Origin of the sequence: Streptomyces sp. NBC_01190 (assembly GCF_045039895.1) — a bacterium.
GTDB lineage: Bacteria > Actinomycetota > Actinomycetes > Streptomycetales > Streptomycetaceae > Actinacidiphila.
Window position 1 is genome coordinate 2516402 of sequence record NZ_CP108580.1, and the last position, 15035, is coordinate 2531436.

The window sequence follows — 15035 nt, forward strand, 5'->3', positions numbered from 1 at the left end:
CGCCGCTTCCGGCGGAAACCCTGCCAGCCGATTGTTCGTCCGAACGGAAAGACCGTCGTCCATGCGCCGCCTCGCACTCATCGTTACCACCGCCGTGCTGTGCGCCGGCCTGACCGGATTCGCCGCCATGGAGCACTCCGGGGGCTCCTCGCCCCCGCCCGCGGGCAGCCCCGTACCGGCCCCGAACGCCGTGGGCCCCGGAACGCAGCTGAGCATCGACGCCGTGGTCGGCAAACTGCAGCAGACCTTGCGCGCGCAGCCGTCCGACGCCTCGTCCTGGTCGCAGCTCGGCTCTGCCTACGTCGAGCAGGCCCGGCTGAACGTCGATCCGACGCTGTATCCCAAGTCCGAGGCGGCACTGCGGCGTTCGCTGAAGCTCCAGCCGCGTGACAACACCGCGGCGCTGACCGGGATGGCCGGCCTGGCCAACGCCCGCCACCGCTTCGCCGACGCGCGCACGTGGGCGGCCCGGGCCATCGCCGACGACCCGTACGCCTGGGCCCCCTACGGAGCGCTCAACGACGCCCTGACCCAGCTCGGCGACGACCGGGCCGCCCAGGACGCCGTGCAGCGCATGCTCGACCTGCACCCGTCCACCGCGTCCTTCACCCGCGCCTCCTACACTCTGGAGCTGCACGGCCGGACCGCCGAAGCCTCGCAGGCCCTGCAACGGGCCCTGGAGGACGCCAGCACACCCGCCGACCAGGCGTTCTGCCAGCACTACCTGGGCGAACTCGCCTTCAACACCGGACACCCCCAGCAGGCCCTGGACCACTACCGCACCGCGCTGCGCCTCGATCCGACCTACACCGCCTCGCTGGCCGGATCCGCCCGCGCCGAAGCCGCCCTCGGCAGCAGCTCCCGCGCGGTCGCCGACTACCGGACCGCCATCGACCGGGTCCCGCAGCCGCAGTACGTGCTGGAGTTCGGCGAACTGCTCCAGTCCCTCGGCCGCGCCCAGCAGGCCCGCGCCCAGTACGGCCTACTCGAAGCCGAGCAGCGGCTCTTCGCCGCCAACGGTGTCGTCGACGACCTCAACCTCGGCCAGTACCAGGCCGACCACGGCGACCCGAAGCTCGCGGTGGAGCTGCTGACCGCCGAGTGGCACCGGCGCCACAGCGTGCTGGTCGCCGACGCCCTCGGCTGGGCCCTGCACCGCGCCGGGCGCGACCGCGAGGCGCTGCCGATGGCCGACCAGGCAGACCGGCTCGGCTGGCGGGACGCCCTGCTGCACTACCACCGCGGCGTCATCGAGCAGTCCCTCGGCGACGACCGGGCATCGGCCAAGGACCTGGCAGCCGCGCTCACGGCGGACCCGCACTTCTCGCCGCTCTACGCCACCGACGCCCGCACCCGCCTGGCCGCCCTGCGAGGACACCGATGATCCTGAGCAGCCGCCTTCGTGCCCGCACTCGTCGTGCCGCGCTTCTGCTGGTCGCCGCACCCGCGCTGGTCTGGTTGGCCGCGCCCGCCGTGTCCGCGCACCCGCTGGGCAACTTCACCGTCAACCGGTACGACGGACTCACACTCCGCACCGGGGGCATCGACGACCTGGCCGTGGTCGACACCGCCGAGATCCCCACCCTCCAGGCCAAGCCCGCGATGGACACCGACCACGACGGCACCCTCAGCGCCGCCGAGGCCGCGGCACATGCCAGGATCGCCTGCGCCACCTTGGCCGGCGGAGTGCGCGCCACCACCTTGCCGGGACCAGGCAGCAGCCGCCGACCGGAGACGCTGCACTTCCGGGTGGCCGGGGCATCCTTCCGGCTGATCCGCGGCCAGGCAGGACTGGACACCGGACGGCTCGAATGCCAGCTCGCCGCCCCGGCGGATACGGGCACGGGCGACGTGGTCGAACTCTCCTCAGGTGTCGACAACACGCACATCGGCTGGCACGAGATCACCGCCCGCGGGGACGGGGTCCGGATCGGGTCCGCCGACGTACCGGCCCGCTCCGTATCGGACGAGCTGCGCCGCTACCCGGCCGACCTGTTGTCCGACCCGCTCGACCAGCGCCGGACCCGCGTCGTCCTCGGCGCCGGGCCCGGCGCCGTCGCCGCCACCACGCCGGGCACCGGGTGGACCGGCACCTGGTACGCCGCCCTCGACCGGCACCTGAGCGCCCTGACCGACAGCCGCCGCCTCACCCTGCCCGTCGGAATCCTCGCCGTCCTGATGGCGATTGTCCTCGGCGCGGGACACGCGGCGCTGCCCGGCCACGGCAAGACGATCATGGCCGCCTACCTGGCGGGCCGGCAGGGCCGTCCCCGCGACGCCGTCACCGTCGCCGGGACCGTGACCCTCACCCACACCGCCTCGGTCCTCGTCCTCGGCGTCGCCCTCAGCGCCTCCTCCGCGCTCCTCGGCGAAGACGCGCTGGCCTGGCTGGGCACGATCAGCGGCGTCATCATCACCGCCGCGGGCCTGTGGCTGCTCCCCGCAGCGCTCCGCACCCTCCGCTCCGGGCAGACGGCCGGACACACGCATCACCATTACGACGACCACGGACATCACGGGCACGGGCACCACCACGACCATAACGAGGCACCGGTGCATATGGCGCCTCCCCATCCCCTCGCCCCGGAGGCATCGCTGGCCGCTGCCGGTTCCGGTCCGTCGGCGTCGGGGACGCTCCTCGCCGCTGATACGGCCCCCGTTCACCATCATGATCACGAAGATGACGATCCTCATGGTCACGGCCACCATGGGGCAGAGCACACACACAGCCACGGATTGGTCGGCCACCATCACCACGAGCAGCATGGCGCCGGCCGCAGAAGAGGCGGACTGATCGGGATCGGCGTCGCCGGCGGCCTCGTGCCCAGCCCCTCCGCCCTCGTCGTGCTCCTGGGATCGATCGCGCTGGGCCGCACCGCCTTCGGCGTGGCGCTAGTCATCTGTTACGGCCTCGGCATGGCCGGCACTCTCGCCGCCGCCGGCCTGCTGCTCCTCAAACTCCGGGACCGGATCCCCTCGCTCGGGGCCACCGGCTGGCGTGGACTCGCCGGATGGGGTACCCGGGTCACTCCTCTGGGCGCAGCGCTCCTGGTCCTGGCCGTCGGAGTGGGTACGGCCCTGCGTGCCATGCCCCTGTAGATGAACCCGCTCCATCCCGATCCCGACATGCCCGAGGAGAACACCGTGCCCTCCCGCCCACGCCGCTTCGCCCCTCCCCTCCTCCTGAGTGCCGCGCTCGCGCTGACCGCCTGCGGCGGCTCCGGATCGTCCACGGGTGCCCTGGCGACCGGCGCCCCCAGCCCGCACCCCACCTGCCGCGTGCACCAGCAAGTCCTGCCCGACGACGATTACACCGGCGGAAAGGATGGCAAGCCTCTCGCCGTCCTCACCATGCTCCGCTACTTCACCGCCCAGAAGTCGCTCCCCTTCTGCGACGGGAAACCGCCCACCTCCCAGGACGTCGCCTGGGGCCGGCTCTATACGGACCTCACCCGCGAGTGAACCGGAGCCTCAGTGTCAGCCTTAGCTGGTCAGTGCGGTGAGGGCCGCGCGCGCTTTGGGGGCGAGGAGGGGGCTGAAGTGGGGGTTGATGGCGAGTGCTTCTTTGAGGTCGCTGCGTGCTGAGTCGAGGTAGCCGATGGCTTGTTCGATCGTGGCGCGGTGGTAGTGGAACAGGGCGTTGCGGGTGCCTTGGGCGAGGGCCTGGTCGGATTCGGTGAGGGCTTCGCGGTCCTGGCCGTTGGCGTGCAGGGCCCAGGCCAGGGCGTCGTGGGTGTCCATGAAAGGGCGGGTCTTGATGCCCTGCCGGGCGATGGTGAGGGCCTTTTCCGGACTGCCGTGGTCGGCTTCGAAGAGGGCCGCGTCGGCGTCGAGGGCGACGCCGTTGGCGGTGAAGAGCTGCTGCTCGGCGCGGAAGACCTGGTACTGCTGATCGGCTTCCGATGTGCGGCCGAGGGATTGGTAGAGCTCGCCGAGTTGGAGGACGTACTCGGGCTGGGGGACGCGCTGCACGGCCTTGTTGAGGTCGGTGAGGGCGGCGGTGGTGCTCCCGAGGGCGGCTTCGGCGTGGGCCTTGGCCTGGAGCAGCGAGGTGTATCCGGGGGCGGTGCGCAGGCCGGCCTCGGCTTGTGTGAGTTCGGTGGCTGGGTCGCCGTTGTTGAAGGCGAGTTCGCCGAGGTAGTAATGCGCGAAGGCCGCGTCGGCGGGTCCGGCGGCGTCGTTGAGGGCCCGGCGCATGTCGGTGCGGGCGGTGGTGATGTCGCCGCTGAGCTCGGCGACGTAGGAGGCCCGGGACAGGGACGGTGATCCGGGGCGGAGGTCGACCATGCGCTGGACGGCGTCGGCCGCCTCGGAGTAGCGGCCGAGTTGGGTGTAGGCATCGGCGAGGGTTCCGTACAGGGAGGAGTTGTACGGGTTGACGGCGACGGCTCTGCGGGCCCAGTCCAGTGCCTGGGTGAACTGGTGGCGGCCGGCTTCCAGGGCGGCCATGCCGCCCATCGCGGTGAAGTTGTCGGTGGTCCGCAGGGCCAGGGAGCGCCGGAGGACGGCTTCGGCCTTGGGGTAGTACGACGGGTCGGCGGTGGTCTTGGCCTGCTGGACGTAGTCGAGTCCGAGGGTGGCCAGGGTGACCTCGTCGTGGGGGTTCTGCTGGGCCTTGGTCTGGAGGCGAGTGATGTCGGCGGCGAGCGGGTCGGCTCCGGCGGCCGGGCTGCCCGCCTGTGCGGGCGGGCCTGAGCCGGGGTCGGTGGATGCTGCGGGCCAGGGGGACAGACCCAGTCCTCCGGCAAGGAACAGCCCTACGCCGAGGGCGCCGGCGACAGTGGCGGAGAGCATGATGCGGCGGCGCGATGGGCGCCGGCGGAGGGCCAGGGTCAATTCCCGCTCCGGTGGGGGGTGCGTGAGGGTGATGGGGACGAGTGCGAGGGGGTGGCGGGCGTGGCGTAGACGACGACGTTGTCGAGGTAGCCGCCCTCTGCTGGGTCGTAGGGTCCGCCGCAGGTGATCAGGTGCAGTGTGGGCGGGCCGGTGGTCGCGTAGACCTCGTTGTCGGGGAAGTCATCCTTCTTGTACTGGCGCAGGGCCTGGACGGTGAAGTCGACGTGGGTGTGGTCGGCGCGGTCGACGGTTATGGAGTCGCCCGGGCGCAGCGCGGATATGCCGTAGAAGGCGGCCGGGCCGGTGAGCGAGTCGACGTGGCCGACGACGATCGCGGCGCCCGCGGCGCCGGGGCGCGGGCCGTCGCTCCACCAGCCGACCTGTCCGGGGTCCTCGGGTGCGGCGAGGTGGCCGTCGGACTGGACGTGCAGGTCGGTCAGAGAGCGGTCCACGCCGATGCCGGGTATGCGTATCCGCACCGGGCGGGCCGCGGCGGTGGTCCCGGCGGCGGGGTGGGTGCCCCCGGCAGCGGGTGCCGGCAGAGCCCCAATGTCCAGGTGCGCGGCCGGGCGGGTGTGGTCGGTGATCAGTGCGGTGGTGCCGGCGGCGGCCAGGCTCAGTCCGGCGACGACGGCGGCTGCGGTGAGCCTGCGGACGCGGCGCGGTCGCCCGCCCTCCGGTGCGGAGGGCGGGCGACCTGCCGTGGGGAAGCCGGTCACACCTGGTCGGTCCGCCGGCGGCGCAGGGCGAGAACTCCCGCCCCGGCCAGCAGGACGCCGCCGCCGACAGCGGCTACCGCGACGACGGGGACGCTGCCGCCGAAGGCGGTGCCGCCGAAGCCCGCTCCGACGCCGCCGCCGGGCTGCGCCGAGAACGCCAGGTTGACTGACATGTTGCTGGGCAGTGCCACGTAGGGGAACGTCGCGCTCGGCGCGCGGTAGGGGGCGTTGACGCCGTCGCCGGCAGCGAGGGCGGGCACGATCTTGCCGGTCTGCGCGGCGCCTTCCAGGGCCTGCAGCTCGATGTCGAGGACGTCGTCGGTCAGCCGGCGGCCGTTGGGGAAACCGCCCAGGTCGCCGCCGAGTACGCCGAGGCGGTTGGGGCTGGCGGTGGGCGCCACCGACATGTTCAGCCGCAGCTCCTCACCCGGGGTGAACGCGTTCTTGTCCACGTCGCCGTTCAGCAGCTGCGAGTTGAGGTCCGCCTTGATCGGGCCGCACGCCTTGCAGATCCCGGTGAGGAAGATCTCCACCAGGTCATTGCGGGGGGTCGCCGGGGCCGGGATGCCGTAGATGCTCTGGACGACCTTGGGCAGGATCGGGTCCTTGACCGCGTTCACCACCGGCGTGACCGTGTGGTCCTGGAACGGGCTGAGCGTGTTGAAGGCGTCCTTGTACTGCAGCGGCACGACCACCTCGTTGACCAGCGGGTTGCCGAGACGGGAGACCTGGTGCCAGCCGGCGCCGCCACCCGACCCGTCCTTGCTGGGTGCTTTCCCGTTGTCCGCCGAGCCGGCGTTGCCGTACGACGCGGTGCCCTCGGACCCCTTGCTCGCCGAGGAGGTGACCTGCGCGCCCTGGCGGTCGGTGGTGGACCACACGCCGATCACCGGGTTGCGGGTCGGGTCACCCTTGAGGGCGAGGTCCTTCTTGGGCACCTGGATGACGACGGTGTTGACGTTGTAGCCGGCCAGCGTGTTGTTGCCGGTCTCGGAGAGGTTGCCTCCATAGAGCAGGTCGAAGACCCGCAGGTCCGCGAAGAACGGGTCCGACGTCTGCCCGGCCAGGGTCTGGCCCCCGCCGGGCAGCGACAGGGTGGCCTGCTTGCGCAGCGAGGCGTAGTTCGGCATCGACGCCTTGCCGACGTTGGAGGGGGCCGCGGGGGCGTCCTTGAGCAGCGTCGTGGTGCCGCCGGCGTCGGTGACCGTCAGGTCGTACGTCTGGCGGAAGTTCAGCGTCGGGTCGTCCAGATGGTTGACGACGCCGGTGTTGTACAGGAACTGGTGGGCGGCGTCGCGGATGTGGTCGGTGAAGGACCAGGTGTAGGTGGTGTCGGCCTTGCCGTCACCGTTGCTGTCGATCTTGATGTTGTAGTGCGCGTCGTTGGCGAACGGATAGAAGTTCGGGCCGCCGTTGGGCTCCTCGAACGGGATCCAGTTCGCCACCATCGTGACGGTGTCGGGCTTGTCGGGGCTGGTGAAGGCGTAGACGTCGGTGTTGTCCGCCTTCGGGTCGCCCGCGATCAGCGGCGCCTCGCGGTGGCTGGAGGCCGAGCTGACACCGGGCGCCAGACCGGTCAGGGCGGCAGCGGACACCAGGGACAGGACGCCGAGGGTGGCGAGGGCGCGTTCGGCCGGGCGGGCCGGGAATCTCCGGCGCGAGCGGGTGCGGAGCATGGGCCATCCGTTTCGGGTGAGAGCCACGCCCCTCCGGGGGCGGGAGGGCAGGCTGACGGCGGTGGACACTCGAAGCCCCAAACGGACCGCCTCGACCCCGCCCGTCACAGGCGCCGGCCTCACTGCCATGTGTGTCCGCAATGCGACTTAAGTTATGAATAAGTCACCATGGGCGCCACCAGTCCGCAACGCTGCAGAGCCGAACGAGCGGTCCCGCGCCGCCGCACCGCCCCTTTCAGCGGCCCGCCACGACGGTGCCGCTCATTCGGCCCCCGCTTCGGCCAGCGGACTCGGGGCGGTCCACCGCTGCTCGATGCGGCCGTACTTCCACACCAGCACGGCGCAGGCCCAGGCCACCGCGAACAGCCCCACAACGACGAAGCCGACAGTGTTGAGGTTCAGCGCGGCGACCCACCCCCAGAACCCACCGGTCAGAGCGAGCTGGTCAGCGAGCAGCGCGAGCAGCTCCACGGTGCCGATGATCAGAGCCACAGCGACCGACAGGCCCGTGACGGTGAGGTTGTAATAGATCTTGCGGACAGGATGAGAGAAGGCCCAGCCGTAGGCGACGTTCATGAACGAACCGTCGATGGTGTCCAGCAGGCTCATCCCTGCGGCGAACAGCACCGGCAGGCACAGCACGGCGTACCAGGGCAGTCCGGTGGCGGCGCCCGAGGCGGCCATGACGAGCAGGGCGACCTCGGTGGCGGTGTCGAAACCGAGACCGAAGAGCAGGCCGACGGGATACATCTGCCAGGGCTTGTCGATCGAGGTCATCACCCGCCCCAGCAGGCGGTTCATCAGGCCGCGCTTGTCGAGCTGCTCCTCCAGAGCGTGCTCGTCCAGGTCCCCGGCGCGCATCTGCCGCCAGACCCTCCAGATCCCGGCCAGCACGACGAGGTTGACCGCCGCGATGGCATACAGGAAGGTCCCGGAGACCGCTGTCCCGATCAGGCTCGTCATCCGGTGCAGCCGGGAGCTGTCGTCTTTCAGGGGCCCGGCGAGGGACTTCAAGCCGAGGGAGAGGAGGAAGGTGAGGCCGAAGACGACGCTGGAATGACCCAGGGAGAACCAGAACCCGACCGACAGCGGACGCCGGCCCTGGCCCTGACCCTGACCCTGGGCCATGAGTTTGCGGGTGGTGTTGTCGATGGCCGCGATGTGGTCGGCGTCGAAGGCGTGGCGCATACCGAGGGCATAGGCCGTGATGCCGATCCCCAGGCCGAAGGACTGCCCGTTGGCGCTGTAGTGACCCGGCGCGACGACCGCCATCAGGGTGAACCATCCGACGATGTGCAGTGCCGCGATGAACGCCGCCATGCCGGCGAGGCGGCGCCGCTCGGGACGGGTGAGTGTGCGCGCAAACCGGCTCAGAAACGATGGTGTCCTTGCGGAGGACGCAGAGCTGGAGGGGCTGGCTGCCATCGGTGCTCACATTCGTCTGCGGGGCATGAGCACCCGCGCCATGCGGGGCCCCTTGTTGCAAGCTATGAGCAATTGAGACTGCACATCAGGTGCACGTAGTGCATTCGAGGGGGCGCTCAGAGGCAGTGCACAGTTCGGGCACACCCCTCGGGGCGCCGGTGACGTGCTCACGCAGTGGTCTCCGCGGACGGCGAAGCCAGCAGAAGTCACTCGGGCAGGTGGCCGCCATCCGTTCGTATGACAAGAAAGGTGGGTCTCCGGCCCTGACAGCAAAGTGGCGGCCAGGCTGATGGATGAGTGCATCCAACAGGAGGAACGCATGCCGTACGGTCTGTCCCGCCGCTCCCTGCTCGCGGCCACCATCCTGGGATCCGGAACCCTCGCCACCGGTACGGCCCTGGCCCAGGGCTCCGACCTGGCCGGCCCGGACCAAGCGGCGGAACTCTCCTTCCCCTCACCCCAGCTGACGCCCTACGTGGACCAGTTGCCGGTCCTTGCGACCTTGCGGGGGAGCGGAACGCTCGCGATGGCCCCCTCGCGGCACCGCTTCCACCGTGATCTGGGCATCGCGCCGACCTGGTCCTACGGCGGCCAGCAGTACTGGGGACCGACCATCGAGGCGCACCGCGACCAGCCCATCGCGCTGGCCTTCACCAACCGCCTGGGGCGGCATCTGTTCGCCGCCGACGTCGATCCCTCCCTGGAGGGCGCCACCGAGCAGGACCGCAGCAGACCCCGGGTGTCGGTGCACCTGCACGGCGCGGTCACCCCGCCGGGTATGGACGGGCACCCCGAGCAGGTCTTCCTCCCGGGCGGTGCGATGACCTACCGCCATCCGAACGGGCAGGAGGCCGCCCACCTCTGGTACCACGACCACGCGATGGGCATCACCCGGCTCAACGTAGTGGCCGGACTGGCCGGCTCCTATCTGCTGCGCGACGCTTTCGACACGGGCACCGCGAGCAACCCGCTGGGGCTGCCGAGCGGCAGGTTCGAGGTGCCGCTCATCCTCGCCGACCGCAGGTTCCACACCGACGGCTCGCTGAACTTCCGCACCCTGCGCTCGGTACCGCAGGGGCACTGGGACGGCGGGATGATCGGCGACCGGATGACGGTCAACGGCACGGTCTCCCCGTACCTGCGGGTGGCGAAGGGGTACTACCGGTTCCGGGTCCTGAACGCCTCCAACCTGCGCGGCTATCACCTGTACTTCACCAACAAGATGCCGTTCTGGGTGATCGGCACCGACGGCGGCCTGCTCGACGCCCCGGCGCGGACCACCTCGGTGCGGCTGCTCCCGGCCGAGCGCCTGGACCTGGTGGTCGACTTCTCCGCACTGGCGGCCGGCGCTCACGTCGACCTGACCAACGACCAGGAACTCGCCCCCTCCGTACGCGCCATGACCGGCGCCAGGCCCCTGCCCTACATCATCCGGTTCATCGGCACCGGCGGCACCGGCCACAAGACCGCCCCGCCCACCCATCTGCGCGGCGGGAAACGGCAACCGGCACGCCTGCCCACCTGGGCCGCCCCCACCAGGCACCGCGTGGTGTCCATCGCCCAGATGCGGGGCAAAAACCGGCCGCCGAGCATGATGCTCGACAACCTCACCTACGACGACAACCCGATCCTCATGCCGAAACAGGGCACCGTCGAGCTGTGGGAGATCGTCAACGCCTCCTTCCAGGACCACCCGATGCACCTGCACCTGGTCAAGTCACGCATCGTCAACCGCCAGTCCTTCGACCTGAAGAACTACCTGCGCGCCAACCCCCGCCCCAGGCCCGGTATCTTCTGGGCACCGAAACCGGACCCTTTCCTGCTGGGCACTCCGCAGCCACCGCAATCCTGGGAGGCCGGGCTGAAGGACACCGTCCGCTGCCCCTGGGGCATGGTCACCCGCATGCTCGTCCGCTTCCCCTCCGCCGCCGAACTCGGCTTCGACCCCGACGCCGCTTTCGCGGCGCAGAACGGGAAGGCCCTGCGGGGCTACGTCTGGCACTGCCACATCCTTGACCACGAGGACGACTGCATGATGGCCCGCTTCCGCCTCATCAAATAAGCGGCTACTGGGTTCTCAGGTGCTGCTCCGGTGAGGCGGGCGATGGCAGGCCGGGTCCGGTGCCGGGCACGCCGACGCAACGCGATTGATCTTGAGGCACCCGGCCGTCCGGAGGGACGGCCGGGCCCAGTCAGGCGCCCGTCGCCGCCGCGCCTTCCCGGGGGATGAGGTTCCCCCGCTGTGCGGGAGTGGCTGACTAGCTGGTCAGGGCGGGTTGGCTTGGTTTCAGGTTCACCGGTTCGGCCGCTGCCTGGTCGGCGTAGCGCTTCTCCTCGAACTCGATCGGGCTGAGGTAGCCGAGGCGTTTTTGGATGCGTCGGGGGTTGTAGAAGCCGTCGATGTACTCGAAGAGCGCCAGATTGGCTTCGGCCCTGGTCGCGAAGACGCGGCCGCGGATGCACTCGGTCTTGATGATCATCCACAGGTTCTCCGCCAGGGCGTTGTCGAAGGAGTCCCCGACGGAGCCCATGGACGCCCGGATACCCGCTCTGACCAGCCGCGTCGTCAGCTTGATACTCGTATATTGGGCGAGTTCAACCGGTCGTTGCAACGCCGGGTTGTTGCAACGAGCGTAGCTGCTCTTCGAATACCTCGGCCGGCGTTCGCCAACCGAGTACCTTGCGTGGCCGGTTGTTGATCGCCATGGCGACGGCTTCGAGGTCCGTGGACGACCAACGGGAGAGATCAGTTCCCTTCGGGAAGTACTGACGCAGTAGCCCGTTCGTATTCTCGTTCGTCGGTCGTTGCCAGGGCGAGTGCGGATCGGCGAAGTACACCTTCGTCCCGGTATCGAGAGCGAACTGGGCGTGACCGGAGAGTTCCTTCCCGCGGTCCCAGGTCAGGGTCTTGCGTAGCTGCTCGGGCAGCTGCGTCATCGACGTGGTAAGCGCCGCGTTCATCGCGATCGCGCCATAGCCTCCGAGCGAGGGGCCGTTCTTCACGGGCGGACTCTCGCCCCAGCCCTCGAGCCGGGGCAGGTGCACCAGGATCGTGGAGCGGCTGCTGCGTTCGGCGAGCGTGCCGATCGCGGAGCGGCCCGTCCCGATGATCAAATCGCCTTCCCAGTGTCCGGGGACCGCGCGGTCCCCAGCTTCGGCCGGGCGTTCGCTGAGGATGACGTCCGCGGTGACGTGCCCCTGCGGCTTGTTCTGCGACCGTGCACGGGGAACCCGCAGCGCCCGGCCGGTGCGCAGACACATGACCAGTTCCCGCTTGAGCGCGCCACGGCCTTGGATGAACAGCGCCTGGTAGATCGCTTCGTGGCTGATGCGCATGGACTCATCATCGGGGAAGTCGACCCGGAGCCGGTGCGAAATCTGCTCCGGGCTCCATGCCGTCGCCCAACGCCTGTCCTGCCGGTGCGGCTTGTTCAGTCCTTTCCATCCAGGTGTCTCAGGCCCGGTGACGATCACGCCGTCGGGGCGACGGACGCTGCCGGCGAGCCGCTCCTGCACGTACTCACGCAGCTGCTCGTTGTCCACCAGCTTCGCTGTCTTCGGACGTTTCGCGGCCTGCTGCGCCTTCCATTGCGCCACCACGGCGCGGTAGACGGGCTTGCCGCCCCTGGTCGCAGCGTTTCGGCGCAGTTCACGGGAGACGGTCCCGGGGTCACGGCCGATCGTGAGAGCGATCGCGCGCACGCCCTTGCCCTGGGCCTTGAGCAGCGCGATCTCCTCACGCTCGGCGAACGACAGGTATCGGCCAGTAGGCTCGTCCAGGCTCAGCGGCGTCATCCCGCCAGCGTGTCGAAACCATCGGATCCCGACCGGTGCCGACACGCCGACACTGTCGGCGGCCTGGACTGTTGTGGCCCCGGACGCGATCAGACGCCAGAACTCCCGTTGCACAGCGCGCGACGGCTCCGGCCGACCGGGCGAGCGCATCGGCGCCCGCATCGCCCGATCCGCGGCCCACTGCCGTCGCGCCCCGGCCGGCGCCTGCGGCATCGGCTTCCTCGGTCGCCCCATCCAACACCTCCGTGATCAAGGTGTTGCGACGACCAGTTGAATCCGCCTTGACAGCCGTGATCGGCATGGTGGACCAGTTCGCCCGGGGCGACCTCACGGCTGGCCAGGGCATACTCCAACGAGGACAGGACCAGGTCCGCGTCCGCGCGGGCGGAGGTCTCCCATGCCACGACGCGGCGGGAGAACGCGTCGCGGATCGCCGACAGCCACAAAGGCCCCTCCTCGGTGGAGATCATGGTGAGGTCGGTGACCCACAACCGGTTCGGCGCGGGCGCGGTGAAGTCGCGTTGCACGAGGTCAGGGGCGAGATCGGCGTCCGGATCGCGGCGGGTGAACCCCTTGCCGCGGCGGGGGCTGATGCCGACGAGACCGGCCTCGCGCATGAGGCGCTCGACCCGTTTGCGGCCGACGTGCACTCCACCGCGCTTCAAGACGGCATGGACACGGGGCGAGCCGTAGACCCCGCCGGATTCCTCATGGACCTGCCGGATCCGGCCGGTCAGCTCCGTGTCCTGACGGCGCCGTTCACACGGCTCCTTTTCTGCCTGGCGCCAGCGGTAGTAGGTGGACGAGGGGATGTGCAGCTCCCGGAGTACGGGCTCGACCCCCAGGTGCGCGTGCTCATCGAGGAGCGCGGTCACCTGGGCCGGGTCGGGTCGAGCTGGGCCGCGAAAAAAGCCGAGGCTGTCCGCAGGACTTCGTTCGCCCGCTTGAGCTGGGCATTCTCCCTGCGCAGGGCGGCCAACTCCTCGCGCTCGGCAGTGGTCAGCACGTCCTCCCGTTCGCCGGCGTCGGCCTCGGCCTGGCGGATCCAGTTGCGCAGGGCCTCGTGGTGGACACCGAGATCCTCGGCCATGCGGCGGATCACCGGCTTCGGCTCGGCCGCCCGGTGCGCGCTCTGATCGCTGACCCCCGCTCGCTTGCTCGGTGGATCGAGGAGACCGCCGGACGCTTCGAGATGTGCCTCGAATGGCTGTACGCGCTACGCAACACCGCCCTGCACGACGGATGGTTCGACTCCAGCACCGATCTGCTGGACGTCCACTTTGGGCGTTCCCTAGTCGACCTGACGCTGGAGTTCCTGGGCAACTGGTATCAGCACGCGGCTACGGCCTCGGCAAAACAGAGCGGGATGACCGCGTTCGGGGTCATCGAACACCTTGCTGATCGGCAGCAAACCGTCGTTGGGGAACTGCGCGCGGGCAGACGCACGGGGCTTAACGTGACTCGGCTGACAAGCCCGACCTCAAGCGGATGGGATCGAGCCTGACCCGGCGATCTAGTGATAATGGGAAGGAAGGGAGTGTCCTGCCGATTGAACGAGCACGCCCGCGTGGACGGCCGGGGGCTCGAACCCCGATCTCTCCCAGGTGAACCGGTGCGATGGTGAATCGCCGCACCTGAAGTGCTCCGGTCCGGCCGCCCAGTGTACGACGACGAGTGCCATGACGTCATCAGCCAGAAACCGAAGCAGGTCCGCTTGTAGCTGTGTGACGGAGGAGCACCGCTAACGCGCTGACCAGAGAAAACGCAAGCTTTGGCCACGTTCCGGAGCCGTTTCTCTTCTTGCCCCTCCCGTGCTCACGGCCCGTCGCCCGCCTCAGGCGGTCGGATGCCCTGGCCGTCCCAAATATGTCCCATGGGCGGCCCACGACTGGCGCAAGGCAGTGCATTAGCGCAGGTCAGAGCTATGGAGAATGACACGCACCGGGCGCCTTCTAAGCGCTTGGCCGCAGGTTCGAGTCCTGCCGGGGGCACCGCACGCAGCGCGTCCCCTTCCGCCGTCGGCTCAGGTCAGCCCCCTGGCATGGCCGGATCCCCGACGGCGGCGGCCCACGGAAGGCGGACCCGGCGCGACCGGAATGTCCGGCTGCCCCTGGCTGAATCCCGGGTGCTACGACCGGCCGTCCCTTGTCCCTCCCACATAGGTCCTACGGTCCGTCATCTCACCCCTGCTGTCCGGCCGGACGGCGACCACGGCGGGCGGGGCCGGGACCGGGAGACGGCGCAGAACTGCGCGCTGGCCAAGCGGACGACGCTCACCTGCCGCCCCGACCACCTCGCGGAGGCGGCCCGCACGGCCGCCGCGGCGGTGTCCTGAGCCTCGTCGCCGGCCGGCGACCACCCCCGCGGCCGGTGCCGCCGTGCGCCGAACCGTTGCGGGGCGTGCGGGCGAGCGGCGCGCCCATCCGCACCATCCAGCCGCAGCACCGTAATAGCACTGATTTTCCAAGGGTGAATTGCCGCGGAACCTGACGTGCCCGGAGCCGGGGAGGGGCAGCCTGCTAGCCGAGTCCAGCGCGGCGGTCCAGCCGCTGAACGGGCGAACGCCGCAGCGAGGGACGGTGCG

13 protein-coding genes are annotated in these 15035 nt (G+C 70.1%); 5 read left to right on the plus strand and 8 right to left on the minus strand.

Annotation, left to right across the window (positions count from 1 at the left end; genetic code table 11):
* Positions 1 to 61: 61 nt before the first annotated feature.
* The 3 genes from OG519_RS10520 to OG519_RS10530 are packed head-to-tail and all read left to right on the plus strand — an operon-like array spanning position 62 to position 3462.
* Positions 62 to 1384, plus strand: a complete 1323-nt coding sequence (locus OG519_RS10520; protein ID WP_405581690.1) for a tetratricopeptide repeat protein — start codon at positions 62 to 64, stop codon at positions 1382 to 1384.
* The gene (locus OG519_RS10525; RefSeq protein ID WP_405581693.1) at positions 1381 to 3099 is read left to right on the plus strand and encodes a nickel transporter; all 1719 of its coding nucleotides are present in this window, start codon (positions 1381 to 1383) and stop codon (positions 3097 to 3099) included. The genes OG519_RS10520 and OG519_RS10525 overlap by 4 nt, the downstream gene beginning before the upstream one ends.
* Positions 3100 to 3462 (plus strand): hypothetical protein, encoded by a 363-nt coding sequence (locus OG519_RS10530; RefSeq protein WP_405581696.1) that lies wholly within the window; start codon positions 3100 to 3102, stop codon positions 3460 to 3462.
* A 21-nt stretch (positions 3463 to 3483) separates the two neighbouring features.
* Here OG519_RS10530 and OG519_RS10535 read toward each other — a convergent pair whose 3' ends face one another.
* The 4 genes from OG519_RS10535 to OG519_RS10550 all read right to left on the minus strand — a co-directional run bounded on the left by OG519_RS10535 (position 3484) and on the right by OG519_RS10550 (position 8656).
* Positions 3484 to 4794, minus strand: coding sequence for a tetratricopeptide repeat protein (locus OG519_RS10535; RefSeq protein ID WP_405581699.1), 1311 nt, complete (start codon positions 4792 to 4794; stop codon positions 3484 to 3486).
* A gap of 38 nt (positions 4795 to 4832) precedes the next feature.
* On the minus strand, positions 4833 to 5555 hold the full coding sequence (locus OG519_RS10540; protein WP_405581702.1) for a class F sortase: 723 nt from the start codon (positions 5553 to 5555) through the stop codon (positions 4833 to 4835).
* The gene (locus OG519_RS10545; protein WP_405581705.1) at positions 5552 to 7231 is read right to left on the minus strand and encodes a DUF4331 domain-containing protein; all 1680 of its coding nucleotides are present in this window, start codon (positions 7229 to 7231) and stop codon (positions 5552 to 5554) included. Before OG519_RS10545 ends, OG519_RS10540 begins: the two co-directional genes overlap by 4 nt.
* A 261-nt stretch (positions 7232 to 7492) precedes the next feature.
* A complete protein-coding gene (locus OG519_RS10550) occupies positions 7493 to 8656 on the minus strand; it encodes a HoxN/HupN/NixA family nickel/cobalt transporter (RefSeq protein WP_405581707.1) in 1164 nt (387 codons plus the stop codon).
* 319 nt (positions 8657 to 8975) lie between these two features.
* Between OG519_RS10550 and OG519_RS10555 the strand changes: the two genes are divergently transcribed.
* Positions 8976 to 10718, plus strand: a complete 1743-nt coding sequence (locus OG519_RS10555; protein WP_405581709.1) for a multicopper oxidase family protein — start codon at positions 8976 to 8978, stop codon at positions 10716 to 10718.
* 196 nt (positions 10719 to 10914) lie between these two features.
* On the opposite strand, the gene OG519_RS10560 is transcribed toward OG519_RS10555, so the two are convergent.
* From OG519_RS10560 to OG519_RS10575, 4 genes are all read right to left on the minus strand, one after another.
* On the minus strand, positions 10915 to 11136 hold the full coding sequence (locus OG519_RS10560; RefSeq protein WP_405592618.1) for an IS3 family transposase: 222 nt from the start codon (positions 11134 to 11136) through the stop codon (positions 10915 to 10917).
* A 115-nt stretch (positions 11137 to 11251) separates the two neighbouring features.
* The gene (locus OG519_RS10565) at positions 11252 to 12451 is read right to left on the minus strand and encodes an IS30 family transposase (RefSeq protein ID WP_405581712.1); all 1200 of its coding nucleotides are present in this window, start codon (positions 12449 to 12451) and stop codon (positions 11252 to 11254) included.
* An 89-nt stretch (positions 12452 to 12540) separates the two neighbouring features.
* Complete coding sequence (locus OG519_RS10570) at positions 12541 to 13326, minus strand: IS3 family transposase (protein WP_405581715.1); 786 nt, start codon at positions 13324 to 13326, stop codon at positions 12541 to 12543.
* Positions 13323 to 13541, minus strand: coding sequence for a transposase (locus OG519_RS10575; protein ID WP_405581718.1), 219 nt, complete (start codon positions 13539 to 13541; stop codon positions 13323 to 13325). Before OG519_RS10575 ends, OG519_RS10570 begins: the two co-directional genes overlap by 4 nt.
* Here OG519_RS10575 and OG519_RS10580 point away from each other — a divergent pair.
* Complete coding sequence (locus OG519_RS10580) at positions 13518 to 13955, plus strand: hypothetical protein (RefSeq protein ID WP_405581720.1); 438 nt, start codon at positions 13518 to 13520, stop codon at positions 13953 to 13955. The genes OG519_RS10575 and OG519_RS10580 overlap by 24 nt on opposite strands.
* Positions 13956 to 15035: the final 1080 nt, after the last annotated feature.

Bases quoted from the DNA above. Each gene is read 5' to 3' on its own strand.
- OG519_RS10520 (WP_405581690.1), top strand. From the start codon at position 62: ATGCGCCGCCTCGCACTCATCGTTACCACCGCCGTGCTGTGCGCCGGC.
- OG519_RS10560 (WP_405592618.1), bottom strand. From the start codon at position 11,136: ATGATCATCAAGACCGAGTGCATCCGCGGCCGCGTCTTCGCGACCAGG.
- OG519_RS10525 (WP_405581693.1), top strand. From the start codon at position 1,381: ATGATCCTGAGCAGCCGCCTTCGTGCCCGCACTCGTCGTGCCGCGCTT.
- OG519_RS10565 (WP_405581712.1), bottom strand. From the start codon at position 12,451: ATGACGCCGCTGAGCCTGGACGAGCCTACTGGCCGATACCTGTCGTTC.
- OG519_RS10545 (WP_405581705.1), bottom strand. From the start codon at position 7,231: ATGCTCCGCACCCGCTCGCGCCGGAGATTCCCGGCCCGCCCGGCCGAA.
- OG519_RS10555 (WP_405581709.1), top strand. From the start codon at position 8,976: ATGCCGTACGGTCTGTCCCGCCGCTCCCTGCTCGCGGCCACCATCCTG.
- OG519_RS10575 (WP_405581718.1), bottom strand. From the start codon at position 13,541: ATGGCCGAGGATCTCGGTGTCCACCACGAGGCCCTGCGCAACTGGATC.
- OG519_RS10535 (WP_405581699.1), bottom strand. From the start codon at position 4,794: ATGCTCTCCGCCACTGTCGCCGGCGCCCTCGGCGTAGGGCTGTTCCTT.
- OG519_RS10550 (WP_405581707.1), bottom strand. From the start codon at position 8,656: ATGGCAGCCAGCCCCTCCAGCTCTGCGTCCTCCGCAAGGACACCATCG.
- OG519_RS10530 (WP_405581696.1), top strand. From the start codon at position 3,100: ATGAACCCGCTCCATCCCGATCCCGACATGCCCGAGGAGAACACCGTG.